The sequence below is a fragment of the Bifidobacterium asteroides genome (genome assembly GCF_048001765.1).
Taxonomy (GTDB): Bacteria; Actinomycetota; Actinomycetes; order Actinomycetales; family Bifidobacteriaceae; genus Bombiscardovia; species Bombiscardovia asteroides_K.
Window position 1 is genome coordinate 513,204 of sequence record NZ_CP181447.1, and the last position, 26,115, is coordinate 539,318.

At 59.4% G+C, this 26,115-nt stretch carries 21 protein-coding genes and 1 pseudogene; 18 read left to right on the forward strand and 4 right to left on the reverse strand.

Features of this window, described 5'->3' with window-relative positions:
* The first annotated feature begins 25 nt into the window (after positions 1-25).
* The 11 genes and pseudogenes from ACNAOV_RS01910 to ACNAOV_RS01960 all read left to right on the forward strand — a co-directional run bounded on the left by ACNAOV_RS01910 (position 26) and on the right by ACNAOV_RS01960 (position 10,964).
* Positions 26-718, forward strand: a complete 693-nt coding sequence (locus tag ACNAOV_RS01910) for a GNAT family N-acetyltransferase (protein ID WP_416517738.1) — start codon at positions 26-28, stop codon at positions 716-718.
* Complete coding sequence (locus ACNAOV_RS01915; RefSeq protein ID WP_416517739.1) at positions 705-2,015, forward strand: MFS transporter; 1,311 nt, start codon at positions 705-707, stop codon at positions 2,013-2,015. The genes ACNAOV_RS01910 and ACNAOV_RS01915 overlap by 14 nt, the downstream gene beginning before the upstream one ends.
* A 32-nt stretch (positions 2,016-2,047) precedes the next feature.
* Positions 2,048-2,785, forward strand: a complete 738-nt coding sequence (dapB, locus tag ACNAOV_RS01920) for a 4-hydroxy-tetrahydrodipicolinate reductase (RefSeq protein ID WP_416517740.1) — start codon at positions 2,048-2,050, stop codon at positions 2,783-2,785.
* Between the two features lie 40 nt (positions 2,786-2,825).
* A complete protein-coding gene (gene dapA, locus ACNAOV_RS01925; RefSeq protein ID WP_416517741.1) occupies positions 2,826-3,731 on the forward strand; it encodes a 4-hydroxy-tetrahydrodipicolinate synthase in 906 nt (301 codons plus the stop codon).
* A gap of 57 nt (positions 3,732-3,788) precedes the next feature.
* Positions 3,789-3,968 (forward strand): annotated as a pseudogene (locus ACNAOV_RS01930) (Zn-dependent hydrolase); the annotation flags it as partial.
* Positions 3,969-4,421: 453 nt separating this feature from the next.
* Positions 4,422-5,252 (forward strand): hypothetical protein, encoded by an 831-nt coding sequence (locus tag ACNAOV_RS01935; protein WP_416517742.1) that lies wholly within the window; start codon positions 4,422-4,424, stop codon positions 5,250-5,252.
* Between the two features lie 110 nt (positions 5,253-5,362).
* On the forward strand, positions 5,363-5,932 hold the full coding sequence (locus tag ACNAOV_RS01940) for a DUF805 domain-containing protein (RefSeq protein WP_416517743.1): 570 nt from the start codon (positions 5,363-5,365) through the stop codon (positions 5,930-5,932).
* Between the two features lie 42 nt (positions 5,933-5,974).
* Complete coding sequence (locus ACNAOV_RS01945; RefSeq protein ID WP_416517744.1) at positions 5,975-6,775, forward strand: hypothetical protein; 801 nt, start codon at positions 5,975-5,977, stop codon at positions 6,773-6,775.
* A gap of 427 nt (positions 6,776-7,202) precedes the next feature.
* Positions 7,203-7,874 carry a hypothetical protein gene (locus tag ACNAOV_RS01950; protein WP_416517745.1) on the forward strand — a complete coding sequence of 224 codons (672 nt, stop codon included), beginning with the start codon at positions 7,203-7,205 and terminating at the stop codon, positions 7,872-7,874.
* Positions 7,875-8,139: 265 nt separating this feature from the next.
* Positions 8,140-9,051 carry a 4-hydroxy-tetrahydrodipicolinate synthase gene (gene dapA / locus ACNAOV_RS01955; RefSeq protein ID WP_416517746.1) on the forward strand — a complete coding sequence of 304 codons (912 nt, stop codon included), beginning with the start codon at positions 8,140-8,142 and terminating at the stop codon, positions 9,049-9,051.
* A gap of 62 nt (positions 9,052-9,113) precedes the next feature.
* Positions 9,114-10,964: a ribonuclease J gene (locus ACNAOV_RS01960; RefSeq protein ID WP_416517747.1), complete on the forward strand. Its 1,851-nt coding sequence runs from the start codon at positions 9,114-9,116 to the stop codon at positions 10,962-10,964.
* Positions 10,965-11,053: 89 nt separating this feature from the next.
* Here the strand turns inward: ACNAOV_RS01960 and ACNAOV_RS01965 are convergent, their stop codons facing one another.
* Complete coding sequence (locus ACNAOV_RS01965; protein ID WP_416517748.1) at positions 11,054-12,118, reverse strand: 2,3-butanediol dehydrogenase; 1,065 nt, start codon at positions 12,116-12,118, stop codon at positions 11,054-11,056.
* A 115-nt stretch (positions 12,119-12,233) separates the two neighbouring features.
* Positions 12,234-12,992 (reverse strand): hypothetical protein, encoded by a 759-nt coding sequence (locus tag ACNAOV_RS01970; protein ID WP_416517749.1) that lies wholly within the window; start codon positions 12,990-12,992, stop codon positions 12,234-12,236.
* Between the two features lie 213 nt (positions 12,993-13,205).
* On the opposite strand from ACNAOV_RS01970, the gene pepN reads away from it, so the two are divergent.
* From pepN to ACNAOV_RS01985, 3 genes are all read left to right on the forward strand, one after another.
* On the forward strand, positions 13,206-15,821 hold the full coding sequence (pepN, locus tag ACNAOV_RS01975; protein WP_416517750.1) for an aminopeptidase N: 2,616 nt from the start codon (positions 13,206-13,208) through the stop codon (positions 15,819-15,821).
* Between the two features lie 98 nt (positions 15,822-15,919).
* Complete coding sequence (gene glmM / locus ACNAOV_RS01980; protein WP_029677825.1) at positions 15,920-17,296, forward strand: phosphoglucosamine mutase; 1,377 nt, start codon at positions 15,920-15,922, stop codon at positions 17,294-17,296.
* A gap of 30 nt (positions 17,297-17,326) precedes the next feature.
* Complete coding sequence (locus tag ACNAOV_RS01985; RefSeq protein ID WP_416517751.1) at positions 17,327-17,980, forward strand: peptide deformylase; 654 nt, start codon at positions 17,327-17,329, stop codon at positions 17,978-17,980.
* A gap of 14 nt (positions 17,981-17,994) precedes the next feature.
* Here ACNAOV_RS01985 and ACNAOV_RS01990 read toward each other — a convergent pair whose 3' ends face one another.
* Positions 17,995-18,678, reverse strand: coding sequence for an SOS response-associated peptidase (locus ACNAOV_RS01990; RefSeq protein WP_416517752.1), 684 nt, complete (start codon positions 18,676-18,678; stop codon positions 17,995-17,997).
* A gap of 225 nt (positions 18,679-18,903) precedes the next feature.
* On the opposite strand from ACNAOV_RS01990, the gene ACNAOV_RS01995 reads away from it, so the two are divergent.
* A complete protein-coding gene (locus tag ACNAOV_RS01995; protein ID WP_416517753.1) occupies positions 18,904-20,022 on the forward strand; it encodes a zinc-binding dehydrogenase in 1,119 nt (372 codons plus the stop codon).
* A gap of 619 nt (positions 20,023-20,641) precedes the next feature.
* Here ACNAOV_RS01995 and ACNAOV_RS02000 read toward each other — a convergent pair.
* Positions 20,642-21,634 (reverse strand): LacI family DNA-binding transcriptional regulator, encoded by a 993-nt coding sequence (locus ACNAOV_RS02000; protein ID WP_416517754.1) that lies wholly within the window; start codon positions 21,632-21,634, stop codon positions 20,642-20,644.
* Positions 21,635-21,879: 245 nt separating this feature from the next.
* On the opposite strand from ACNAOV_RS02000, the gene ACNAOV_RS02005 reads away from it, so the two are divergent.
* The 3 genes from ACNAOV_RS02005 to ACNAOV_RS02015 all read left to right on the forward strand — a co-directional run bounded on the left by ACNAOV_RS02005 (position 21,880) and on the right by ACNAOV_RS02015 (position 25,783).
* Positions 21,880-23,163 carry an enolase C-terminal domain-like protein gene (locus ACNAOV_RS02005; RefSeq protein WP_416517755.1) on the forward strand — a complete coding sequence of 428 codons (1,284 nt, stop codon included), beginning with the start codon at positions 21,880-21,882 and terminating at the stop codon, positions 23,161-23,163.
* A gap of 191 nt (positions 23,164-23,354) precedes the next feature.
* Positions 23,355-24,791, forward strand: a complete 1,437-nt coding sequence (locus ACNAOV_RS02010) for a GntP family permease (RefSeq protein ID WP_416517756.1) — start codon at positions 23,355-23,357, stop codon at positions 24,789-24,791.
* A 95-nt stretch (positions 24,792-24,886) separates the two neighbouring features.
* Positions 24,887-25,783 carry a dihydrodipicolinate synthase family protein gene (locus ACNAOV_RS02015; protein WP_416517757.1) on the forward strand — a complete coding sequence of 299 codons (897 nt, stop codon included), beginning with the start codon at positions 24,887-24,889 and terminating at the stop codon, positions 25,781-25,783.
* Positions 25,784-26,115: the final 332 nt, after the last annotated feature.

Genomic DNA, 26,115 nt, shown 5'->3' on the forward strand with positions numbered 1-26,115 from the left:
CCAGGCCTCCCGGAGGAGGGGGAGCATGCAAATAAGACCCATGGTCTGGGCGGATATGCCCGACCTGGTAGGCACCTTTGATGCCACCTGGAAGGTGCAGGAGGATCCCGAGGGGACTGTGTCCCGGCTGAGCGCCGCGCATTTTATCCTGCATTATCTGATGGGTGCCACCAGGGCCCGGATAGCCGTCGATGGGCAGGACTTTCTGGGGGTGACCCTGCTGGCCGAGGGGCGCGGTGAACTGTGCTTCCCCCAGGCTCAAGAGGAGCTGGAGCGAGTGGACCAGCAGCTGTCCGCCACGACCTTGGGCGCTCAGACCCTGGACCGGGCCCGCCAGTGGCAGCTGACCGAGGTCAAGCTGGAAGAGAAGTGCGGTTTGTCCGTCCCGCCTCAGGCCGAGTTGAGGCTCTTCCTGGTTTCCAGCCGTGCCCGGGGACGCGGCGTGGGCGGCGCCCTCTGGCGTGACACCCTGGAGCATCTGGACCGGGCGGGCATCGAGCGCTTCTACCTGCATACGGACTCCTCCTGCGACGTGGGCTTCTACGATCACAAGGGCATGGAGCGGCTGGCCGAGCTCAAGGGGCGGGACCACGCGGCATTCGCCGGGCGCGACCCCTCCGACGACCCTCAGTTCTTCGAGGGGATCGACGACATCTTCATCTACGGCGGCCGTGTGAGCGACCAGTTGGGCAAGGACGGTGATCATGGCGGCCGCTAAATCCCCCTTCCTGCGCCTGTTCACCTACCCGGGCGCCGCCGGCTTCTGCCTGTCGGCCGTTCTGGCCCGCCTGCCCCTGGGCATGATGGGTCTGGGCATCGTGTTGGCCTTGAATCACATCTATGACAACTGGACTTCGGCCGGTCTGATGAGCGCCGTCTACACGCTCTGTGCGGCCCTGGTCACCCCCTTCTACGCCCGTCTGTTCGACCGGTTCGGCCAGCGTCGGGTCGGCGTGACCGCCCTGATCGTGCAGGCTCTGGCCATCCTGGGATTTGCCGTGGGTGCCATGCGCCGGGTTCCCCTGGGGGTGCTCTTTGTGCTGGCGGCCTTGATGGGCCTGACCCAGTTCGCCTTCGGAGCCCTGGTGCGCACCCGCTGGGCCTGGGTGCTGCGCGACGACAAGACCAATCTGCTCAACACCGCCTACGCCTTGGAGTCTGGCCTGGACGAGTGCGTCTTCATCCTGGGACCCATCCTCTCCGCCTACCTGGCCACCTCGGTCAGCCCGGTCTCCCAGCTCTACCTGCCTGCCCTGGCCCTGCTGGTCGGCGGACTGACCTTCTTCGCCATGCGTTCCACCGAGCCTCCGGCCGTCGTTCGCATGGAGGCCGTCAACCAGTCGGCAGCGGATCATTCGCCGGTGGACACCCATGGGGACGTCCTGCCAAGCGATACTGAAGGTCATCAAGGTTCGCGCTCGGCGCTGGTCTACCCGGGCATCCTCCTGCTGGTGGTGATCTTCGTCGTCTTCAACATGAGCTTTTCGGCGGTGGACGTCTCGGTGACCGCCTTGACCAAGTCCATGGGCCGTGAGGGCACGGTGGGTCTGCAGTTGGCCCTGTTCGCCCTGGGCTCCCTGTGTGGGGCGCTGATCTTCGGATCGGTCAGGCTCAGAGGATCCCGCTGGCGCTATCTGACGACCTTCCTGGTGCTGCTGACCCTGGGCTACGTGGTCTTCCGCCTGGTCATGGACAACCTGGTCCTGCTGGGTCTGGCCGAGGTGCTGACCGGCCTGTGCGTCTCGCCCATCTTCGCCACCGGCAACCTGATCGTGCGCGAGAACGTGGATGCCAGGGCCCTGACCGAGGGGCTCTCCTGGCTGTCCACCGGTGGCTCCATCGGCACCTCCCTGGGATCCACCCTGGCCGGAATCGCCCTGGATCAGTTCGGGCCCCACGGCGGCATGACCATCCCGGCGGTGGTCACCTGCTGCGCTGTCCCTCTGGCCCTGCTGGGCTGGGCCAAAAGCCGCAGGAGGGGTATGGTCGTGAAAAAAACCGAAAATGCACAGTGAAATGAAATGAACAGTCGAGAAGGAGGCAACCGATGATTCGCGTATCGGTGCTGGGCGCAGGCGGACGCATGGGAACCGAGGTGGTACGTGCTCTGAAGGACGCACAGGATATGCAGACGGCCCTGCTGCTGGGCCCGGACGATGATCCGGCTGCCATCAATCCGAGCAACACGGATGTGGCGGTCGATTTCACCAGTCCCGATGCCGTCCTGGGCAACACCCTGACTCTGATAGGGCAGGGGGTCCACTCCGTCATCGGCACTACCGGTTGGACCAAGGAGCGCCTGGACCAGGTCAGGCAGGCCCTGGACGGACATCCTGGGCTCAGCGTTTTCATCGCTCCAAACTTCGCCATCTCCGCAGTCCTGGCTGACCGATTCGCAGCCATGGCAGCCCGTTACTTCGAGTCGGCCGAGGTGGTCGAGATGCACCATCCCGACAAGGTCGACGCCCCCTCCGGCACGGCTCTGGGTACTGCTTCCGCCATCGCCGAAGCCCGCCGTCAGGCTGGCATGGGTCCCATGCCCGACGCGACCCAGCAGGCTGATGCTTCCAGGGGCCGGGTGGTTGACGGTGTTCATGTCCATGCCGTCCGGCTGCGAGGGCTGAACGCGCACGAGGAGATCCTCATGGGCAACCCCGGCGAGCAGCTGACCATCCGCGCAGACAGCTTCGAGCGCGTTTCCTTCATGCCCGGAGTCCTCCTGGCCGTGCGCCGTGCTGGGAGCATTCCCGGACTGACTGTAGGCCTGGACCATTATCTGTTCTGATATCCGCAAGAGCATCCCCGTCTGCAAGGAGCGTGAAGATATGACTGAGACCGTTGCCCATCTGCTTCCTCCTGCCCCATTTGGCCGGGTGATCCCCGCCATGGTCACGCCTATGAACAAAGACGGATCCGTGAATTACGAGGCTGCCGCCAATCTGGCCCGCACCCTGGTGGCCGATGGGGCCGACGGCATCCTGGTCAACGGCACCACAGGCGAGTCTCCCGTCACCCACATGGAGGAGAAGGTCAACCTGGTCAGGGCTGTCAAGGATGCCGTCGATGTGCCGGTCATTTCGGGTGCGGGCTCCAATGACACGGCGCACACGGTACGCATGGCCGAGATGACCCAGGAGGCCGGGGCGGATGCCCTGTTGGTGGTCATGCCCTACTATTCGCGGCCTTCCCAGGATGGTGTGGTGGCCCACTTCCGTTCGGTCTGCCAGTCGGCTCAGCGGCCGATTATTCTCTACGATGTGCCAGGAAGGACCGGACTGCACGTCGAGTTGGACACCTACCGGAGTCTGGCCGAGCTGGACGCGATTACGGCCGTCAAGGATGCCACGGGCGACCTGGCTTCCATGCCCCGCAAACGCCAGGAGACCGGCCTGACCTGGTATTCAGGCGATGACGGGCTCTATCTGCCTTTCCTGGCCCTGGGTGCGGTCGGCGTCATCTCGGTGATTGCCCATGTGGCGTCCGGACCCATGAAGCGTCTGGCCGACGACTTCGATGCCGGCGACTTGGATGGTGCAAGGGATCTGGCCGTGCGTCTGGATCCGTTGGTCCAGGCTCTGAACGGCCAGGGACAGCAGGCCGTCATGGCCAAGGCTGCCCTGAAGGCGGCCGGCAGACTGGATCAGACCGCCATGAGGCTGCCCAATCTGGGTCCCGATGAGGATCAGGTGGCTCTTGCTCGAAAGGGCATGAAGGCTGCCGGGCTGATCTGAGTCAGTCATGAAAGCAACGGCGCCGTTGCCTGTGACAGGGCACTCAGGCCGGGCAGTATTTGGTGGCGCCTCTCCAAGTATCGCAAGGGCTCCATGCGTATCGTTCCGCTTGGGGGTCTGGGCGAGATCGGCCGCAATACGAATGTGATCGAGTACAACGGCCACATCCTGCTGACCGACTGCCGCGTGCTATTCCCGGAGGATGAGCAGCCGGGCGTGGACCTGTTCATGGTCGATTCCACCAATGCCGAGGTCACCGGCCTGGAGGGTGACAAGACGGGGATCCCGACGGTTTCGAAGTGGGCGGAGGGAGCCAAATCCTTGGCTGCGGCTTCACCCAAGCGTACGGGCATGCCCCTGTTGTGGATGAAGGGATTCGGGCGCGGAGTGTGGTCATCTGCAAAAGCTGTCGGTCTGTATACATATGCGAAGTTCGACAACGAGGTGTTGAAATTCGTTTCCCATGATCCGGGAAAACCCTCTGTACGGGACCGTTACCCGCGGAACCCGTTCCGTGGCCAAAGACGGTGTAAATGTCTTGAAGTGTCGGGACTATAATCAGAATAAAGGCGGTGTCGGGCGGAAGACGTCGGTGTCTGAGGGCCGTGGTTATTTGAAGCCTTTCTCGCCTATGGCCGGGTTTTGGGTCCCGTGCTAGCGAAGGTAAAGGGCGAAGGGTGAGTGGTGGTGATGTCAGAGCCGAGCGGCGGGGGTGCTGATGCCGGTGAGGTGTCGGATGAGGTAATCGATTGGATTGATAAGGTTGATAAGTTTGCCCTGTCGTGGTTCTTGTCGAGCATGCTCGAGAGAGTCCCGCATGCGCGGCTTGGCGACGTTGAGTTCTCCCTGGGCGGGGTCCTGTGGAAGACGGTGCTGTACGGGCTGGCCTATGTGGCCGGGTTCGCCTGCGGCTGGCACTACCTGTTTGACCAGGACCAGGATTGGGTGCGCACCTGGATAGTTTGCCTTATTTTGCTTGCTTTCTTTGTCGGATTTGCTGTTCGGAACCTGTTGGGGCGGTATGAGTATGGAAAGGAGCGTCCGGGGCCTTGGTTCGTGGTCTTGTCTTTCTCGTTTGTTCCGGTGATCGGCGTCGTACTCGGGGCTGCCAGTTCTACCTCGGGTGGCGTGTTCCGGTGGGTTCCGGTGTCGGTGACTGTGTTGGTGGTTGTTGGGGTGTTGGTGTTTCCGGTGGTGATGCGGCTGGTGCGCAACAGGTTTGCGTCGTGGGCGGTGATGGTGGTGTTGTGTGTGGTGCCGTCCTGGATGCTGCTCAAGCCGACGGGGTCGGCTGGCGCGTCCTTATTCTGGTGCTGCCTGGTGGGCGTCGTCGGCGCCTTGTGGTTCGTGCTGGACATGTTGGGGATCGAGAAGTGCGCGAGCATGCATCGTGACGCGACTTTCGAGTGGCTGGCGGCCTGGGCGCTGGCGTTCGATCTGACCCTGACGATCGCCTCCATTATTGGAAACTCCAATTCTTATATGGGAGTCTACAAAGATGACGATGATACCGGCCGGTGATGCCGGACGGCGGGTTGTGCCATGGGTGTGCCTGCGTTGATGCCGATATCGGATGTTCAGCCCCGACGGACCGTCGGGACGGGTTTATGAAGAAAGGAAAGGTGAGGATTATGGCCAGTGCCCTGTTCTCGAAGAGGCCGCGTCGCGTGGATGTGATGAAGGGGTACGAGCCCATGTATGATGCGACCTTGCAGGAGTGCCTGCAACGGCCCTTCTACCTGTACGCTAGGGGGAAGGGGCGTTCCTGCCGCAAGGAGATGTGGGTTTTCTCCCTGTTTGTCTCGTTCATGGACACCTGCGTGACCCGCGTGTTCTCTTCTGGTCCCCTGGTCGTCATACCGGTGCTGTTCTCTCTGGCGATGCTGGTGCCTATGTATGCCCTGACGGTGCGGCGTCTGCATGACCTGGGCCTGTCGGGGTGGCTGGCGCTTGTCCTCTACCTGCTGATTGTGGTGGGCTTTGGCCTGGTTGTCGGTTCGATGGTGTCGGATGCCTTGGAAGGGCTGGATCCGTCCGCCCCTTCGCCTCTGGGGATCATCATCCTCCTTTTGGCCGTGGTCATCCGGCTGGTCATCATGTGCGTCCCCTCGCGTCGCCGTCATCCAGTTGTCGATAACGGGAGCTTAGGTGCGAGTCAGACTGGCACAGCGCAGTACCCAGTGGACCCGAACGGACAGTGATTCCCCTGCAGTAGCGGAAAGAGTGAAAGATGGGTGGTGGTGATGTCTGAGTCGAGCGGCGGGGGTGTTGGTGTCGGCGGGGTGTCGGATGGTGCTGAGGATCGGGTTGATGCGTTTGTCCTGTCGTCGGTGATGTCGCGTGTGGTCGGGAGCGTCCCGCATGCGCGGCCTGGCGCCCGTGAGTTCTCCCTGGGCGGGGTGCTGTGGAAGACGGTGCTGTACGGGCTGGCCTATGTGGCCGGGGTCGCCTGCGGCTGGCTCGTCCTAACCGACGACAGCCAGGATCGGGTGCGCGCCTTGATAGCTTACTCTCTTTTGATTGCTGTGCTTTCCGGATTTGCTGTTCTGATCCTGTTGGGGCGGTATGAGGATGGGAAGGGGCGTCCTGGGCCTTGGTTTGTGGTGTTGTCGCTTCCGTTCGCTCCGGGGTTCGGCGTCATATCCGGGGCTGCCGGTCGTACCTCTGGTGGCGTGTTCCGGTGGGTTTTGGTGTCGGTGGCTGTGTTGGTGGTTGTCGGGGTGTCGGTGTTTCCGCTGGTGATGCGGCTGGTGCGCAACGGGTTCTTGTCGTGGGCGGCGATGGTGGTGTTGTGCGTGGTGCCGTCCTGGATGCTGGCCAGGGTGACGGGGTCGGCTGGCGCGTCCTTGTTCTGGTGTTGTGTGGTGGGCGTCGTGGGCGCCTTGTGGTTCGTGCTGGACATGTGGGCGATCGGGAAGTGCGCGAGCACGCATCGTGACGCGGCCTTCGAGTGGCTGGCGGCCTGGGCGCTGGTGTGCGATCTGATTCTGCTGATCGTCTCCCTTCTGGGAGCCTCCAAAGATGACGACGATGCCAGCCGATGATGCCGGATGCCCAGGCCGGGCTGGACCCGTCCGTCCCCTCCGTGGTCAAAGACAATGTCGTGCCTTGAAACGGCAAGTCTATAATCAGGATAAAGGCGGTGTCAGTGGAAGACGCTGGTGTCTGAGGGGCCTTGGTTATTCGATGCCCTTCTCCTCGTTGGTCGGGTCTTGGGGGTCCGTGCTTGCGCAGGAGTAGGACGAACTCCGACGATGTGAGATGGAAAGAGACCAGTATGAACGGCACTTATACAAGAACGGAATCAACGCTCTGGCGGGCGAAGTGGCAGATTCGATGCTTTGAGCGGGAGGATGGTGTGTGATGGCTGTTGGTGTTTCTGGTTCCTTGCGGCTTCCTGCGGGGGGGTCCTGGCTGGAGAGCGCGTCTTCGGTCATGTCGCGGGTGGCGGGGTGTGCGCGTCATGCGGCTGTGGGGGAGCGTGCCTTTTCCCGTGCCGGCGTGGTGCGCAAGCTGGCGGTGTACGGGGCGGCCTTCCTGGCGGGGTTTGTGCCTGGCTGGGCGTTCCTGTACGACCAGGAGGAGCTGTGGGTACGGTACCGTTTTGTGGAGTTCGGCCTGGCGGGCCTGCTCTCGGTTTTTACGATGTGGTGGTTTTTGGACCGGTTCGAGAGCCGTGGGGGGCGTCCGGGGTTCTGGTGCCTGGCGCTGACGATGCCGACGATGCCCTGCTGGGGGGTGATGTTCGGCGCGATGACCGGCGCGAATCCGGGGGTGATGCGCTGGGTGTTCGTGTCGGTGGCTGTGCTGGTGGTGGCCGGGGTGACCTGGCTGAAGTTCGTGTCGGATCGGGTGCGTGGCCGTGTGGCGGCGTGGGCGGCTTCGGCTGTGTCGTGTGTGGTGCCGTCGTGGATGCTGTGCATGCTGTTCGGGGGTTCCCCCTTGTCGTGCCTGCCCTGGTGCGTGGCGGTGGGCGCGGCGGGTGCCTTGTGGTTTCTGCAGGACCTGTGGGCGATTGACTATTGTGCGGGCGATGATCGTGACGCCTCCTTCGAGTGGCTGGCGGCCTGGGCGTTGATCTTCGACCTGATGACCCTGGTGGCCGCCCTGTATCGCGGCGGCACCGCCGCACAAGGGCAATGAGCTTGCCCCGGGGGGGGGGATACTGCTCTCTGCCCGGCTGAGTAGTGCCAGGTGATGGATAGACGCGGATCGAACGCGCAGCGTGGGAGGTGGTAGAGTGGCCGGGCTTGCCCTGCCTTCTGGCTTATGCTACGGGGAACCGTCTCTTTCCCTCCTGTTGATTTGGGCAGCGACCGTGGAGGTTCGGCGCACGTTGCTTGTCCAAGACTAACAGGGGGGGGTGTCGTGAGGGTGACGAGTCCCCGTCTGCAAGTAGCGTTGAAGTATGTCTGAGTTCCAAACCCATCTGTTGGACAAGGCCCCGTTCGGGCGGGTCGTGCCGGCCATGGTCACTCCCATGAACCATGATGGGTCCGTGAATTTTGAGGCCGCTGGCAAGTTGGCCCGCAGGCTTGTAGCCGATGGGGCGGATGGGTTACTGGTCAACGGCACCACGGGTGAATCACCGGCCACCCACATGGAAGAGAAAGTCGATTTGGTACGAGCCGTCAAGGATGCCGTCGATGTGCCTGTCATCTCTGGAGCGGGCTCCAATGACACGGCGCACACGGTACGCATGGCCGAGATGACCCAGGAAGCCGGGGCGGATGCCCTGTTGGTGGTCATGCCCTACTATTCGCGGCCCTCCCAGGATGGGGTTGTAGCGCATTTCAGGTCCGTCTGCCGGTCTGTGGATCGTCCTATCGTGCTCTACGATGTACCTGGCCGTACTGGGTTGCACGTGACTGTGGATACCTACCGTCGTCTTGCCGAATTGCCGCATGTGGAGGCTGTCAAGGATGCTACGGGCGACTTGGCCTCCGTACCTCGCAAACGTCGGGAGACCGGCCTGACCTGGTATTCAGGTGATGATGGGCTCTTTCTGCCTTTCCTGGCCCTGGGTGCGGTCGGTGTCATCTCGGTGATTGCCCATGTGGCATCAGGACCGATGAGGCGTCTGGCCGACGACTTCGATGCTGGGGACCTGGATGGTGCAAGGGATCTGGCCGTGCGTCTGGATCCGTTGGTCCGGGCTCTGAACGGGCAGGGGCAGCAGGCGGTCATGGCCAAGGCCGCTCTGAAAGTGGCCGGTGTCTTGGATAGCACGACGATGAGGCTCCCTAATCTTGGGCCTGGTAAGGACCAGCTGATCCAAGCCGAGAAAGGCATGAAGGCCGCAGGGCTGATGCGTTCCTGATAAGCAACCAAGCGTCGCCCCTGTATCAGACGGGGGTACAGATAATGGAAACACAAGTGAGAATGGCAAGAAAACAAGAAGAATCAAACACGACCGGCAAGAGCAGAAATCGTCGGTCCTCCAAGAACGGCAAGCAGGGATCAGGCAGGTCCCGGGGCGAATCCCGCAACCGCCGCAACGGCTCCATCGCTCGCGGCAAGGGCACACAGACCGAGCAGCGTCTGGTGGCGCCTCCCAAGTACCGTAAGGGCTCCATGCGTATCGTCCCCTTGGGGGGTCTGGGGGAGATCGGTCGCAATATGAATGTGATCGAGTACAACGGCCACATTCTGCTGATCGACTGTGGCGTGCTCTTCCCGGAGGAGGAGCAGCCGGGCGTGGATCTGATTCTGCCCGACTTCAGCTACATCAAGGACAAGCTGGATCAGGTGGATGCCCTGGTGCTGACTCATGGGCATGAGGACCACATCGGCGGCGTGCCATATCTGCTCAAGCTGCGTCCGGACATCCCCCTGATCGGCTCCAAGCTGACCCTGGGGTTCGTTGACGCCAAGTGCGAGGAGCATCATCTTAAGCCCACGGAGGTTGAGGTCAAGGGCCGCGACAAGCTCAAAGTGGGCCCCTTCAACCTGGAGTTCGTGGCGGTCACCCACTCCATTCCTGATGCCCTGGCCGTCTCGGTGCGCACTCCTGCGGGTCACATCATCGACACCGGCGACATGAAGATCGACCCGCTGCCTCTGGATCATCGTCTGACTGACCTGAGGGAGTTCGCCAAGTTGGGCGAGTCCGGCGTGGACCTGCTCATGGTCGATTCCACCAACGCCGAGGTCCCCGGCTTCGTCAAGCCTGAGATCTCCATTGCCCCCGCACTGGACAAGGCCTTTGCCGAGGCCCAGCGCAAGATCATCGTGGCCTCCTTCTCCAGCCACGTCCACCGGGTGCAGCAGGTGGTCGACGCCGCCCACAAGTTCGGTCGCAAGGTGGTCTTCGCCGGCCGGTCCATGGTCCGCAACATGTCAATCGCCTCCGACCTGGGCTACCTGCATCTGCCCGAGGACACTGTGGTCGATCTCAAGGACGCCCACGGCATCCCCGACGAGAAGATCGTCTACATGTGCACCGGCTCCCAGGGCGAGCCCATGGCGGCCTTGGGCCGCATTGCCGACGGGACCCACCGGGACATCACCATCAATGAGTTCGACACGGTCATCTTGGCCAGCTCGCTGATTCCCGGAAACGAGCATGAGGTCTACAAGGTCATCAACAAGCTGGTGCGCCTTGGCGCCAAGGTGGTCAACCGCGACAACGCGGCCATCCATGTCTCCGGCCACTCCGATGAGGGCGAGCTGCTGCACTTCTACAACATCGTGCAGCCCAAGTGCGCCATGCCCATCCACGGCGAGAATCGGCATCTGGTGGCTAACGGCCTGATTGCCGTCAAGACCGGCGTGGATCCGCAGAACGTGGTCCTGGCCGAGGACGGCGACGTGGTGGACCTCTACCATGGCCAGGCCGCCGTGGTTGGATCCGTGCCCTGCGGATACGTCTATGTAGACGGCGACTCGGTGGGCCAGCTGACCGACGACGAGCTGGAGCAGCGCCGGATTCTGGGCACCGAGGGCTTCGTCTCCGCCTTCGCCGTGGTCGACACAGAGACCAGCAAGGTCGTCTCCGGCCCCAAGCTCTACCTGAACGCCGTGGCCGAGGACGAGAGCGAGTTCAAGTCCATCAATGCGCAGATAGTCGATCAGCTTGAGGATGCCATGTCCAAGGGGACCACCGGCACCTACCAGCTTCAGCAGATGATGCGCCGCACTCTGGGCGGCTGGATCTCCCGCAAGCTGCATCGCCGGCCCATGATCGTTCCCGTGGTGGCCGACATCGCCACCGACGTGCAGCCGCAGGACTGATTGCCGTTGCATGCATACTGATACCGAAGGCTCCGGTCGCCCAGATGGACGGCCGGAGCCTTCAGCGTTATCAGTAAAAAAGGGAGTGCTTACATGCTCACGATGATCTTGACGTGGTTTTCCGCGTCCTCACGCAGCGGACGGAAGCCCTTGTCCACGATGTCCTCGATCTTGATCCGGTCGGTGATGAAGGTGGACAGGTCGATGTTCCGGTCATGGATGAGCTTGATGGCATCGGCATGATCGTTCGCGTATCCCATGGACCCCGACATCAGCTTTTCGCCGAAGCCCATCTCCATGGTCAGGTCCAGGCTGATGGGCTTGACGTGGATGGCCACGACGACCAGGCTGCCCTGGGCCTTGAGTGCTGACAGAAGCTGGTGGACCACCGGTCCGGCGCCAGCCGCGTCGAAGGCTACATCGGCACCACGGCCATCGGTCTCGGTCTTGACTCGCTCCAGCAGATCCTCCTTGCTGGGGTCAATGACCAGGTCAGCGGCACCGGACTGAAGGGCCTTGTCCTTGCGGGCCTGGGAGAGCTCGGACATGATGACCTTGAGCCCCTTGGCCTTGAGCACGGTTCCCAGTAGCAGGCCGACAGGTCCTGCTCCGCCGACCAGGGCGGTCTGCCCGGGCTCGGTGTGGATCAGACGCACGGCGTGGTAGGCCACTGAGAAGGGTTCGATCAGGGCTGCCTGATCCAGGGGCAGGTCGCCCACGGGGAAGACGCGCTCGGCGGCCACCACCATGTGCTCGCTCATGCCGCCGCCCCAGCCGTTGATGCCGATGAAGCCCAGCTTTGAGCAGTCGTTGTAGTTGCCGGCCTTGCAGGCTGAGCATTCTCCGCAGGCCATCTCGGCCTCGACTACCACGGAATCGCCCACCTTCATGTCGGTGTGCACATCATCGGCAATAGCCTCGATGGTGCCCGAGATCTCATGGCCGAAGACCACCGGCAGGGTCTCCCCGGAAAGAGGGTGCGGGGTGTCTTTTGAGTTGCCGCCGTTTTGCTCGCCGTCATAATAGAGGTGAAGGTCGGAGCCGCAGATGCCGGTGAAGGCGGGGTGTATCTTGATGGTCCCCGGTTTGAGCTCGGGCTCGGGAATGTCCTCCAGACGTACATCTTCCTTGCCGTAGTACATCAATGCTTTCATATCGTATATCCTCTCTGATATGCGTGTAGGCCCTGCACGGACGAAGTTGAATCCCCAACATGACATCCCTGCGGGCAGGTGACGCTCCCTCATTGGAGACCGCCCAATCCCCATATTACCGCGGATACGCGGCCACGGTAACAGGAGTTTCGGCCAGCACCTCGCCGCCCTGGTCGAAATCAAAGTCGCCCAGCCAGTGTCCGAACCTGCTGGGTCCCTTGCCGCACCAGACCACACAGGCGCTGCGATCAGCCTGTCCGCTCAACAGACGGTTGGCGGTTCCGGTCACACGGTCGTTGCCCAGACGGTAGTCTAAAAACTTGCCGTCCCCGTAGTGGCGGGCCACCCGCTGACGCTGTTCCTGGTCCAGCACCCGCCAGGGGTCGGCGGCGCAGAAGACCCTGGCGGGCAGGTCCTGCTCAGCCGCCTGTATCAGGGCCAGACCTCCGCCCAGGCTATGCCCGGTAAAGAGCACCCCGCGCTCGGTTCCGGCCTTGCGCCGGGCCAGGTCAAGCGCCTGCTTGGCCAGAATGCCTGCCTGCTGTGTCTGTCCCGGCTCCCCGTTCAGTGGCGGCAGGAAGCAGGTCAACGCGGCATGGATGTCATGGCGGGGGTCGTCGCGCAGGTTGGTGCCTGCATAGACCACAACCAAACGGGTATAGTCCGGACCGTCCTCCAGGCCCTGGGCGGCGATCATCCCCTCGAAGCCGTTTTCGGGGCAGTAGCGTGAGCGCAGCACCCAGTAGCTGCCAAGGGCCGGATTCTCGAACCAGTGCAGGCCCGGACGGGTCTTGACGTCCCCTCGACCGATCCCGTAGGAGTACTGGCAGAGCATGTTGAGCTGCTGTGTGGTAAACCCGGTCCGGACCTGCATGACGCTTCCTTTCTGCCAGACTCATAAGGCAACGACCATGAACAACCGCCTGGAGGTCCGACTATTCCCGTTCGGACTGCGCCGTGAGAAAAGAGGGGAATCCTCCTGCTGGCCCGTCGGCTGGTGCCCGCATTAGACTTGACATGCCATATCCATACAGGACCTATGCCGATGCCGGTGGGGGCACCGACATCCATGCACGAAAGGAAATTCATGCCCGGAGCCAATCTGACTCGTGTGGAAGCAGAAGAGCGAGCCGTCGTCGTATCCAATGTCAGCTACAAGGTCAATCTGGACCTGACCAAGGGGCCTGTCACCTTCCCCTCCACAGCCCTGATCGACTTTGATGCACGGCCGGGGGAGTCCACCTTTGTGGATCTGATCGCCGACCAGGTCAGTCTGATCGAGCTCAACGGCCAGCGTCTGGACCCGGCCCTGGCCTTCCGGGACGACCGGATTGAGCTGAACGACCTGCGCGAGCACAACCAGCTGCGGGTGGAGGCCCTCTGCCGTTATTCGCGCACAGGCGAGGGACTGCATCGCAGCGTGGACCCCTCGGATGGCAACGTCTACCTCTACTCCCAGTTCGAGGTGCCCGACGCCCGCAGGGTCTATGCCGTCTTCGACCAGCCCGACATCAAGGCAGTCTTCGACTTCACCGTGGATGCCCCGGCATCCTGGACGGTCCTGTCCAACATGCCTCCCGCCTCCCATCAGGACCTGGACAGCCGCACCGCCGAGGGAACCCTGGAGGGCGGCCGCACCGAGGGCGTGACCCGTTGGGTCTTCCAGACCACCCCGGTCATGAGCTCCTACCTGACCGCCTTCGCCGCCGGACCCTATGCCCAATGGACCAGCGAATACCAGAACGAGGATGGACGGACCATCCCCATGGGCCTGTACTGCCGCCAGGCGCTCAAGGACTCCCTGGACGGGGATGCCGAATACCTCTTCGACGTGACCAAGAAGGGCTTCGCCTTCTACGCCAAGACCTGGGACCTGCCCTTCCCCTGGGCCAAGTACGACCAAATCTTCGTGCCCGAATACAACGCGGGCGCCATGGAGAACATCGGCCTGGTCACCTTCCGCGACTCCTACGTCTTCGAGTCCAAGGCCACCGGGGCCCAGATCAACCGCCGTGTGGAGACCGTCCTGCACGAGCTGGCCCACATGTGGTTCGGCGACCTGGTGACCATGAAGTGGTGGAACGATCTGTGGCTGAACGAGTCCTTCGCCGAGTTCATGTCGACCCTGGCAACCGCCGAGGCCACCGAGTGGACCGACGACTGGGCCACCTTCTGCTCCGGTGAGAAGAGCTGGGCCCTGACCGAGGATCAGCTACCCACCACCCATCCTGTGGTGGCCCCCATCCGCGACCTGCACGATACCGAGGTCAACTTCGACGGCATCACCTACGCCAAGGGCGGCTCTGTCCTGAAGCAGCTGGTCGCCTACGTGGGCCGTGAACGCTTCTTCCAGGGCATCCACAACTATCTGACGGCACATGCCCACGGCAACGCCACACTGAAGGATCTGCTGACCGAGCTGGAGAAGACCAGCGGCCGCGACCTAGGCAACTGGTCCCGGCTCTGGCTTGAGGAGGCCGGCATCACCACGCTGACCAGCCAGGTGCAGACCGATGAGCGGGGGATCATCACTGCCATGCGGATCGACCAGACCGCCCCCGAGGAGCATCCGGTCCTGCGACCGCACCGCCTGGCTGTGGGCTTCTATGACGAGGACCAGTCCGGCAAGGTGGTGCGCACAGACCGGTTCGAACTGGATCTGGACGGCCAGGGAGCCGAAGTGCCCCAGGTTGTTGGCAAGAAGCGTCCGGCCCTGATCCTGATCAACGACGACGATCTGACCTACGCCAAGCTGCGTCTGGATCAGGATTCCCTGGAGTATGCCACGCAGAACCTCTACCGGATTGAGGACCGTCTGGCCCGGGCTGTGGTTTGGCTCAGCATTTGGGACATGACCCGGGATGCACAGTTCCCTGCTGAGCGCTTCATCAGCCTGAGCCTGAAGGCTCTGGCCACCGAGCACCAGTCCACCACCTTCCGCTACGCTCTGTCTCAGATCTCCACGGCCGCCCATCACTTCACCGCATCCCGTCGCCGCCAGCCCATGTTGCAGCTGGTGGCCAGCACGCTCTGGGATCTGGCCATGAAGGCCCAGCCCGGTTCGGACGAGCAGTTCCAGCTTGTCCGCGCCTACCTGGGTTACGGGGATGACGCCGACTTCGAGGATCACGCCCGCGGTCTGCTGAACGGCGACCTGAAGCTGGAAGGGCTGACCATCGACAACAACACCCGCTGGCTGATCATCCACGCCCTGTCCGCCCACGACCTGCTGGCTGATGGGGAGATCGACCGGGAGCTGGCTGCGAAAGACACCACGGAGAACCGCGAGTTCGCCATGGGCGCCCGGGCCGCCCGTCCGACAGCCGAGGCTAAGGCCTGGGCCTGGGATCAGGCCCTGCACAACGAGGATCTGACCAACTCGCAGATCGAGGCCCTGGCCGACGGCTTCTCCGGCTCAGGGGACCAGGAGCTCTTCGCACCCTACGTGGACCGTTTCTTTGCGGCTGTGGACCAGGTCTGGGCCCAGAAGACCTTCCACATCGCGGAGACCCTGCTCAACCCGCTGTCGGCAGGCGGGCTCTACCCGACCAAGGCTGATCCGGCCGCCCTGGTCAAGGCGGGTGACGCCTGGCTGGCCGACCACGCCGAGGCCCCCAAGGCCCTGCGCGGGATGATCATCCAGAACGTGGAGTCCTCCAGGCGCATCCTCAAGGTCCGCGAATACAACGAGCGTCTGCGCTGAGTATTCCGCCCGCTCCGGCCCGGGTGGCGACGGGTCAGGGGCGGGGCCATAATGAATCTGTTGCCTGAATGCAGGCTGGTACGTTCGGAGGAGAGCAAATGCCCAGATTATTCGGTACCGATGGTGTACGCGGTTTAGCCAATAGAGACCTGACTGCACAGCTGGCCCTGGATCTGGGCGATGCGGCAGTCCGTGTCCTGGGCCGTGGCGCGGATCGGTCCGCAGGCCGCCGACGGGCCCTGATCGGCCGCGACACCCGGGTCTCCGGGGACTTCCTGGCCTCGGCCCTGGCTGCCGGCATGTCATCTGGCGGCTTCGACGTGATCGACGTGGGCATCATTCCCACCCCGGGCATCGCCTACCTGACCAGCGTACTGAACGTGGAGATGGGGGCGGTCATCTCCGCCTCCCACAACCCCATGCCCGACAACGGCATCAAATTCTTCGCCCGGGGCGGGTTCAAGCTCCAGGATTCCAAGGAGGACGACATCGAAGCGGTCCTGGGCCAGGACTGGGAACGTCCGGTGGGCGAGGGCGTGGGCCGCGTCTCTCATGACACGGTGACCGCCACCAACATGTACATCGACCACCTGGTGGAGGCCGTGGCCCCTGTTGCCCCTGACAAGACCCAGCCCAAGCCCCTGGACGGTCTGCGAATCGTGGCCGACTGCGCCAACGGAGCCACCTCGGTGGTAGCCCCCGAAGCCCTGCGCCGGGCCGGAGCGGACGTGGTGGTCATCAACGCCTCGCCCGACGGCTACAACATCAACAAACACGCCGGCTCCACCCATCCCGAGCAGCTGCAGGCCATGGTCAAGGCCTCGGACGCGGTCATGGGCGTGGCCTTCGACGGGGATGCCGACCGTTGTCTGGCCGTGGACGAAGAGGGAAACATGGTCAACGGCGATCAGATCATGGGCATCCTGGCCCGCGCCAAACAGCGCGAGGGCAAGCTGGCCAACGATACCCTGGTGGTCACCGTCATGAGCAACCTGGGACTCAAACTGGCCCTGAAGCAGATGGGCATCGTCACCGTCCAGACGGCTGTGGGCGACCGCTACGTCCTTGAGGAGATGCTGCGCGGGGGCTACACCCTGGGCGGCGAGCAGTCCGGGCACGTCATCAACCGGGAGTTCGCCACCACCGGCGACGGGACCCTGACGGCCCTGACCCTGGCCAAGGAGGTCGTGCGCTCGGGCAAGAGCCTCAAGGAACTGGCCGCCGACTTCCCCCAGCTGCCGCAGCAACTGATTAACGTCTCAGGCGTGGACAAGAACGCGGCCCGCACCAACGCCAAGGTCCAGGATGCGGTCGAGGCGGAGGAGCGGATGCTGGGCAACACCGGGCGGGTCCTGCTGCGGCCCTCGGGCACCGAGCCCCTGGTCAGGGTCATGGTCGAGGCGGCCACCCAGGAGCAGGCCGACCAGGTCTGCCAGCGGCTGGCCTCGGTCGTGGCCGACGAGCTGGCCATCTGAACCGACGACCCAGGAAAGGCGGAATCATCCATGTTCGGCAGAAAGGCGGCCTTCGACGCCGATCTCAACCACCGGGTGGAATCCATGCTGGCCGAGGCCGGCAAGGAAGAGCTCCTGCCCATCGTGCAGATGGGCGAACCCGTCCTGCGCCAGCAGGCTCAGCCCTACCAGGGCCAGCTGGCAGCCAAGACCCTGAACAGGCTGCTCAAGGCCATGCGTGCCACCATGCTTGAGGCCCCGGGCGTGGGGCTGGCGGCACCTCAGGTGGGTCTGGGCCTGGCCATCGCCGTCATCGAGGACCATATCCGCGACGACGAGGACGATCCGCGTCAGATCGACGAGCTGCCCTTCAGGGTCATCATCAACCCCTCCTATGAGCCTATCGGGCAGGAGACCGCGGCCTTCTACGAGGGATGCCTGTCCCTGGAAGGGTTCCAGGCGGTCCGGCGGCGCTGGCTGGACATCACCGCCAGCTGGGAGGACCGTTCCGGGCGCAAGCATCGCCAGCACATGCACGGCTGGCCGGCCCGCATCTTCCAGCATGAGACCGACCATCTGTCGGGTGAGGTCTACATCGACAAGGCCGAGATTCGCAGCCTGTCCTCCGATGACAACCAGAGCGAGTATTGGGCCTACGACCCGGTTCCCACTGAGGCGGCGAGGGAGCTGGGCTTCACCATCTGAATCCCGCGAACCTTCTAAATTCTCTTGACCCGCTGATCCAGGGCCATATCCTCAGTCAGTTCCGGTCCGTCCCCTTTCAGGGGCGCCACTGGGTGCATGGTCAATTCTTCTGAGGCTTGACGGCCGGGTTCCACGGCCTTGGGCAGGATTTCCGTGCCTTCTATGTCTGGGTCCAGCCAGGAGTCCAGGTTTTCATCGGTGATCAGCAGGGGCATCCGGTCGTGCACCCGGGCGGCCTCTGGCGTGGCTTGCGTCGTCAGGATGGTGGCGGTCAGCAGCCAGGGTTGACCAGGCCTGGCACGCCACCAGGAGTAGAGTCCGGCGATGTTCAGGGTGTGGCCGTCGGGAGCCTGGAAGTAGTAGGGCTGATGGTCAGGCGTCCACTCGTAGTAGCCGCTGGCCGGGATGATGGCCCTCTGACTCCTGGCCGAGTCCGCGTAGGTCCGCTTGGTCAGGGCGCTCTCCACTCGGGCGTTATGGGTGGGGTAGGCCATCTGATCGCTTTCGGACCAGGATGGGACCAGGTTCCAACGGGCCGGATGCAGATGCCGCTGCCCATGTCGGTCCTGGGCCACCAGGGTGATGACCGACCCGGGGCTGATGTTCCAGGAGGGCTTGGGCAGTCCTGGAGCCTGCCGGGCACCGTAGTGTTTGGCCAGGCTGGAGTAGTCCAGGTCGGCCGCGAATCGTCCACACATGAAGCCCATTCTATGGAGGCTTGGAGCCAGCGTCGAGGAAACGCCGGAGGCCCTTTCCCGGGCCAGTCTAAATGCTGATTGACCCCTCTTTCCTGCTAACATGAAAGTGGTCTGCGGCAGCGGTTCATACAGTGAGGATGGCCGTGGCCACAGCGGAATATTCAACGTTGTTTTTGCCCTGCCTGGCATGAGGCCGGTGGCGGCATTGTGATTAGGAGATGGTTTATGCCTCAGAAGATCAAGGCGTCGATTGCCTACGGCATCGGCAAGGGCTTTGCCCAGCCCGAGGAGATCATCATTGACGACCCCATTGGCGCGGAGGTCCTGGTGGACGTGCAGGCCTCGGGTCTGTGCCATTCGGATTTGCATCTGGTCGAGGATGACGACAAGTTCTTCCCCTTCCCGGCTGTGATCGGTCATGAGATCTCGGGCATCGTCGAGGCCGTGGGCCCCGAGGTGTCCGGTATCAAGTTGGGCGACCATGTGGTGGCCTCCCTGGAGCAGGTCTGCGGACACTGCGCCAACTGCCTCAAGGGTCAGCCCCAGTCCTGCACCCAGCAGCAGGAGTGCGTGCGCGGCGCGGGCGAGAAGCCCCGTTTGTCCTTCCCCGACGGCCGGCCCATCACCCAGGCCTTCGGCACCGGCGGTTTCGCCGAGAAGGCCCTTATTCACGAGAACCAGCTGGCTGTGGTCAACAACCAGGTCAAGTGGGATGAGGCTGCCTGCATCGGCTGCGCCACCATTACCGGAGCCGGAGCGGCCATCAACACCGCCCATGTGCGTCCCGGCGACACTGTGGCCGTCATCGGCACCGGCGGCATCGGCCTGAACATCATCTCGGGAGCCCGGATCTGCGGTGCCAAGCGGATCATCGCCATCGACCTGCTGGACAACAAGCTGGAGTTCGCCCGCAAGTTCGGCGCCACCGACGTCATCAACTCCAAGAACGAGGACCCTGTCGCCAAGGTGCGCGAACTGACTGACGGCGGCGTGGACCAGGCCTTCGAGGCCATCGGTCTGCCCGTTACCATGAAGCAGGCCTGGGACATGCTGGGTGTGGGCGGCACCGCTTACCCGATCGGTCTGACCAAGCCGGATGCCACGGTCTCCCTGGAGATCAACCCGGCCGACCTGCTGGTCCACCAGCGCGGCTTCAAGGGCGTATGGATGGGCTCCACCAACATCAAGCACGACATCCCCATGTATGCCGACTTCGCTGTGGATGGCAGACTGAACATGCATGACATCGTCAGCCAGCACATCAAGCTGAGCCAGATCGACGAGGCTTACAAGCAGCTGGTCAACGGCGAGGTCATCCGTTCGGTCATCACTGAATTCGACTGATCGGTCTTTAGGGTTTATTGGAAAATCAATTTATTCCAGAACTCTGTGCCTAATTGAGTAGATTCATGACATGGATCTATGAGGGGTTGTCGGACCGCTGCAGTCCGACAACCCCTTTACCTTTCCTTAGTTAGGATAATCTGCTCTATATGATGATTGGTCCGATGATTTCCGCGCTGAGTCAGAAAGAAGGTGATTCCTTATGCTCAGATGGTACATGATGTTTTTTAGAAAGACTAAATATTGCTTGTAATTAAGGTGCAACGAACTAAAATTTCTAATTTTCACTAAACTTCAGATTGGCATAAATTTTCTTTATGTTGTGAAAATTCGACCAGAAGTACATGTTGGATGTCGGTATTTCACGCACTGTTAAACATCGGTTCTTTCGCAATATAGCTTCTTTTGTGCCAAGACGAAGCATCGCGGTAAGTTTTGTACATGCGCAGTTCGCGGGTGCATTGCTATGCTGTGTCTTTTGTGCCTAGATCAACAAATATATGACTGTCATGGATGATCCTCAATAAAAAATGGACTAGCCTATGATGATGTCAAATACCATACACTGCCTGCTTTGGGATCATTTTTATTAAAATAATTTGCATATTAAGCTGTATTACTAGTGTTCTTTGGGGCGCATCACGCTTCCACGTTTAACGATAGTCATAGGTAATACCACGTGATTTTCTGTTTTTCGATTTCGTCGTTGATCGATAATCATTTCTATGGCCTTACGTGAAGCAGAGTTGAAGGGTTTATGAACTGTCGTCAGAGGTGGATCCAAGTAATTTGCAGGGAATATATCCTCAAAACCAACGACAGAGAGATCGTCGGGTATAGATAGGCCCCTTTCGTGTGCTGCACGGTAGACGGCCGTTGCTACCTGGTCGTTGCAGGCAAAAATCGCAGTGGGTCGATCAGAACGGTCAAGCAAGTGACAAGCAGCCTCATATCCGCTTTGAGGAGAGAGATCAGTCGTCTCTTCGAGCTCATCAGAAGTATCAATGTCCTCATGATGTGCTGCGGTGAGGAAACCTCCATATCTCGAAATGGTAGCCTGCGCATCTGCGGGACCATTGATTATGCCGATGCGTCTATGCCCCATAGATATCAGATACTGAGTTATTTGAAAGGCTCCAGTCCACCTATCAAAGGAGACCCACATTGCTTTGTCATCCAGAGGTGTGACTGGATTTAATATAACGTATGGAATATTTCTTGATTTTAAAAGCTTCTTTTCTGCTTCAGGAATTTGAGTTATCTGGTGTATCACCACACCCATGGGGTTGCGGTCAATGATGTTTCGGAAGCAGTGCTCTATGCTGAGGCCTGCCTCTAGCTGGGTTACGGTCAGTGCGAAACCGGCCTGCTGTACCCAATACGAGACTTCTTTGGTAAAAGCTGTTGTACAGTCTGAGTCGATATGGTCTAGAACCAGCTCAATTGTATGAGATACTTTGGTGCTGACCAGCGGTTTGAAGTATCCATTTTCTTCAAGCACCTCCTCTACATGTCGCCTAGTTTCAGCAGCGATTCCCGCTCTGCCATTGATGACCTTGGAAACTGTCGACGCCGAAACGCCAGCGAGCTCTGCTATTTCGGAAACCTTCACTGCAAGTCACTTCCTTCCCCCCATTGATCGATCCTTGCAAGGACGGGACTCAGAAACTTAGGGTTACAAAGGCAGACCTGTGCAATTGCAGGTTGACGCAGAGCCTGCTTAGTTCATAAGTATATAATAAAGATCCCCAGCTTGGAAATATTTCCAAAGCGTGTTTGTACTTTTCGAAGTATATCGCTATAGTCTGAACTGTCATCAAAGAATTGATCGCGGTATATATGACGAAGGAGTCTATCGTGAGCACAATCACCAAAGTCCAAACATATGATTTTCGCTTTCCCACTTCTCAAACCCTATCCGGCTCAGATGCCATGAATCCGGATCCTGATTATTCCGCTGCGTACGTAGAAGTTCACACTAATAAAGACGACGGTATCGTAGGCACGGGTTTTGTCTTCACCATCGGTCGGGGTAACGATGTGGTCTGCAGGGCCATTGATTCCATGTCGCAGGTCTTGTTAGGGCGTAATGTTGAGGATTTTCTTGATAACATGCGAAGTGCCTGGGATCTCTTGGTCGGCGACTCCCAATTGCGATGGCTTGGTCCGGAAAAGGGAGTGGAACATATGGCCATTGGCGCTGTACTTAGCGCTCTTTGGGACATTAAGGCCAAGAGGGCAGGCAAGCCCCTGTGGAGGCTCCTTGCTGAGATGGAACCAGAGGAATTGGTAAGCACGCTTGATTTCCGTTATCTGACTGATGCCCTTCGTCCAGAGGAGGCTACAGAAATCCTCAGGCAAGGGCAGGAAGGCAAGGAAGAGCGTATCAAATATCTGCTCAAGAACGGCTATCCCGGATACTCCACTGCAGCGGGGTGGCTGGGTTACGCAGACGAGAAGATGGTGGAAATAGCCAAGAAGGAGACCCAAGAAAAAGGCTTCAAGCAAATCAAGCTTAAGGTTGGGCATAATGTTGACGACGATCTGCGTCGTCTCGCATTGGCTCGTGAGACAGTTGGTCCTGAAGTTCGCTTGGCGGTTGATGCAAATCAAGTATGGGATGTTCCTGAGGCCATAGAGTGGATCAATAAGTTTCATGATTTTGATTTGGCTTGGGTGGAGGAGCCGACTAATCCAGACGATATCATTGGTCATGCGACTATTGCCCGTGCTATCAACCCCATCCCTGTAGCAACCGGCGAGCAGATGCAGAACCGCATCATGTTCAAGCAATTCCTACAAGAAAATGCCTTCGGCGTCATGCAGATAGACGCTACCAGGGTTGCTGGCCCTCAGGAGATCGTGCTTGAGTATCTTTTGGCAAAGAAGTTCAATAAAATTGTATGCCCGCATGCCGGAGGAGTCGGGTTGTGCGAAGCTGTCTGCCATTTTGCCATGTTCGATTACTGCGCAGTGTCTGGTACCATGGATGGCCGGATGATCGAATACGTTGATAACCAACATGAGTATTTTGTCCATCCCACTGAGATACTTAATGGCAATTATGTGGCTCCCACAGCCCCAGGTAATGGTACCGAGATGACGATAGAGACAGCGGAAAAGTATATTTACCGCGGTTGATGTTCGGTTGGGAAGCAATGATGCCCCCGCCCCTTCGCCCTCATTCCCTTCTATTTGATTCTGCTGAATTCATGCCTTTCGCTCCAAAGTTCTGAGCCCCGGACTTTTCCATTAGGAACATTTATGTGGTGAGCTCGAATGAAGCATGAATTCAATCATACATTGCACATCGTTTCACAGAAAGACGTCTCATGAATTCAATTATCGCAGCGGCTCCTTTACTCTTGGCAGCTGCTTCAGAACAGCCTCCACAGGTTCATCTGAACCCCGTGGCTCTATTGATCAGCATTATCGTGGGTGTGGTTGTGTTGATCATGTTGGTCTCTGCCGCACATGTTCACCCATTCATAGCCATAATGATTGCGTCGATGATCACAGGCATCGGATCAGGCTATGGTTTGATGAATACCATCAATTCCTTTCTTGATGGGTTCGGTTCAACGACCAAAAGCGTGGGCATATTAGTTGGAATCGGTGCCATGCTAGGTCAAACACTCATGGTTACGGGTGCCACCGGTGTGCTTGTAGACACACTGGTTGATCATTCGTCAACAAAATGGTTGCCCTGGACTATGGCTTTGATTGGTTCGCTGATAGGGTTGCCCATGTTCTTCGATGTGGGCCTGATTATTATGGTTCCGGTCATTATCATGGTTTCCAAGCGTTCCAAGTTGCCCATTATGATGATTGCAATGCCATCCCTGGCTGGTTTGTCTTCCATGCAGGCTCTTGTACCGCCTCATCCTGGACCCACAGCTGCCTTAAAGACGTTTTCTAACGGAAGCATGGGCATAACCATGGGAATTGGTGTGCTGATTGCTATTCCCACTGTCATTATTTGCGGCCCTCTCTTTGCGCGCTATGCTACAAGGATTGTAGGTAGAGGGGCTCCAGATACTTTCGACATGTCGAGTTTGGAAAATCGACCAGAGGGTAGCAGGCGTCCTTCGTTCTTGCTCTCTCTTATGTGCATTATTTTCCCAGCCCTTCTGCTGTTGATCACATCCATTGCAACAATGATCGATCCTAAGCTTGGCACTTCAAAAGCGCTGGGTCCGCAGATATTGCAGTTCGTCGGCAATCCTGAGGTCGCCTTGCTGATTTCGCTCATTTTCTCGGCCCTTGTCCTCTTCAAGGTCACCAATTTCCCATGGAAGAAAATTCAAAGCGAGGCAGGCAATTCTCTGAAGCCCATCGCAGGAATCGTCTTTATCCTAGGCGCGGGTGGTGGTTTCAAGACAGTCCTTATTGATACCGGGATTGGTGATATGTTAACTGAATTTGTGAAGACCTCCCATATTTCGGTGCTTCTTATCGCTTGGGTTATCGCTGCGTTTGTGAGGATCGCGACCGGTTCTTCTACGGTATCCGCTATAACTACTGCAGGAATCCTTGAACCAGTGGCTGTAGCGATGGGCCTGAACCCCGTTGGTGTAACTCTTCTGGTATTGGCCATTGGTGCCGGTTCCATCGTATTCTCATTCGTCAACGATGCCGGATTGTGGTTGGTCAAGGAATATTTCGGATTCTCTTTGACCGAGATGTTCAAGACATGGACCGTGATGCAAACCCTCTTAGGGGTTGTGGCGTTCATCTTCGTGATGCTCTTGAGCATTGTCCTGATGTAAAGGAGCGAATGGTTGGTTCGGGGATGAGCCCGTTCATCATAAACTTCTTGCCAGAAGAATAGGGGTTCATTATTTAACGAATGAGGAGTATTGGTATGGCGAAAAAATTCCACGGTATTTACTGTCCTTCGATCACGATTACAAAAAAGAACGGCGACATTGATTACAATCTTTGGGGCCGTCATCTCGACCATCTGATCGATGCCGGAATTGACGGAGTACTGATCTTTGGCAGCATAGGTGAGTTTTATGCATTCGATTTGGAGACCAAAAAGAAGGTCATACAGTACGTCTCAGATCACGTGGCGTGCAGAATGAAGGTGCTGGTGGGGATTGGCGGAACAAATCCTGATGAGGTGGTCGACTTCGCGATAAATGCCGAGGAATCCGGAGCTGATGGTGTTGTTGCTGTAGCTCCCTATTACTTCGGCCCTTCGAATGAGGCAGCTGAAGACTACTATGATATGATTTGCAAATCGATCAAACTCCCGGTCCTCCTTTACAATTTTCCTCCCCGAACAGGAATGGATTTGTCCCCAGACCTAGTTGTCAAATTGGTTTCCAGCCATCCCAATATTGTCGGAATCAAAGATACGGTCGATACGATCAGCCATACTCGCAAGGTAATCGCAGCTGTTCGCAAGGTTAATCCTGATTTTTGTGTACTCTCGGGGTTTGATGAATACTACACAGCTAACAGAATTGCCGGTGGCGATGGAGTGCTTTGCGGGCTAACAAACGTTGAACCAGAGACCTTTGTCGCCATGCATTCTGCATATGAGCATGAAGATTACCAGACGGCTCTGCGATGTGCGGAGCGTGTCAATGCCTTAATGCAGATATATGATGTGGCCGATCTGTTTATTTCCTCTATTAAAGGAGCGGTAAAGGCCAAGGGATTGCCGATTTGTACAGATATACGAAAGCCTGCTGTCCAACTTACTAGTGACCAGGAAGCAAGAATTGCTGATATTCTCGAATCCCGCTTATGATTCAGCTTGGCGCATCATGACTGGGTAAACAACGCTAAGTCAGCTGATTGTTACGGCTAATGCGGACGTTGCAGGAAATGATGACTCCTGTGGCGTCCGCACTCGTTGCGCTCTAGTGCTTTTAACAAGTGCCAGCTAGATTGTTTCTTCAATATGCATAAGATCAGAAAATTTGCAGCGACCAAAAGCACTTTTGGCTATTTGGCTTCGGGATTATCCGCCTCTTTGCCTCTGCATAAGGTGGGATTTCATTGCAGTTGCAAGAAAGATTCCGTTGTGGAAATCTGGCTGCTCTGATCTATGTGTATCAGATTGGTCTATGAGGATATTGC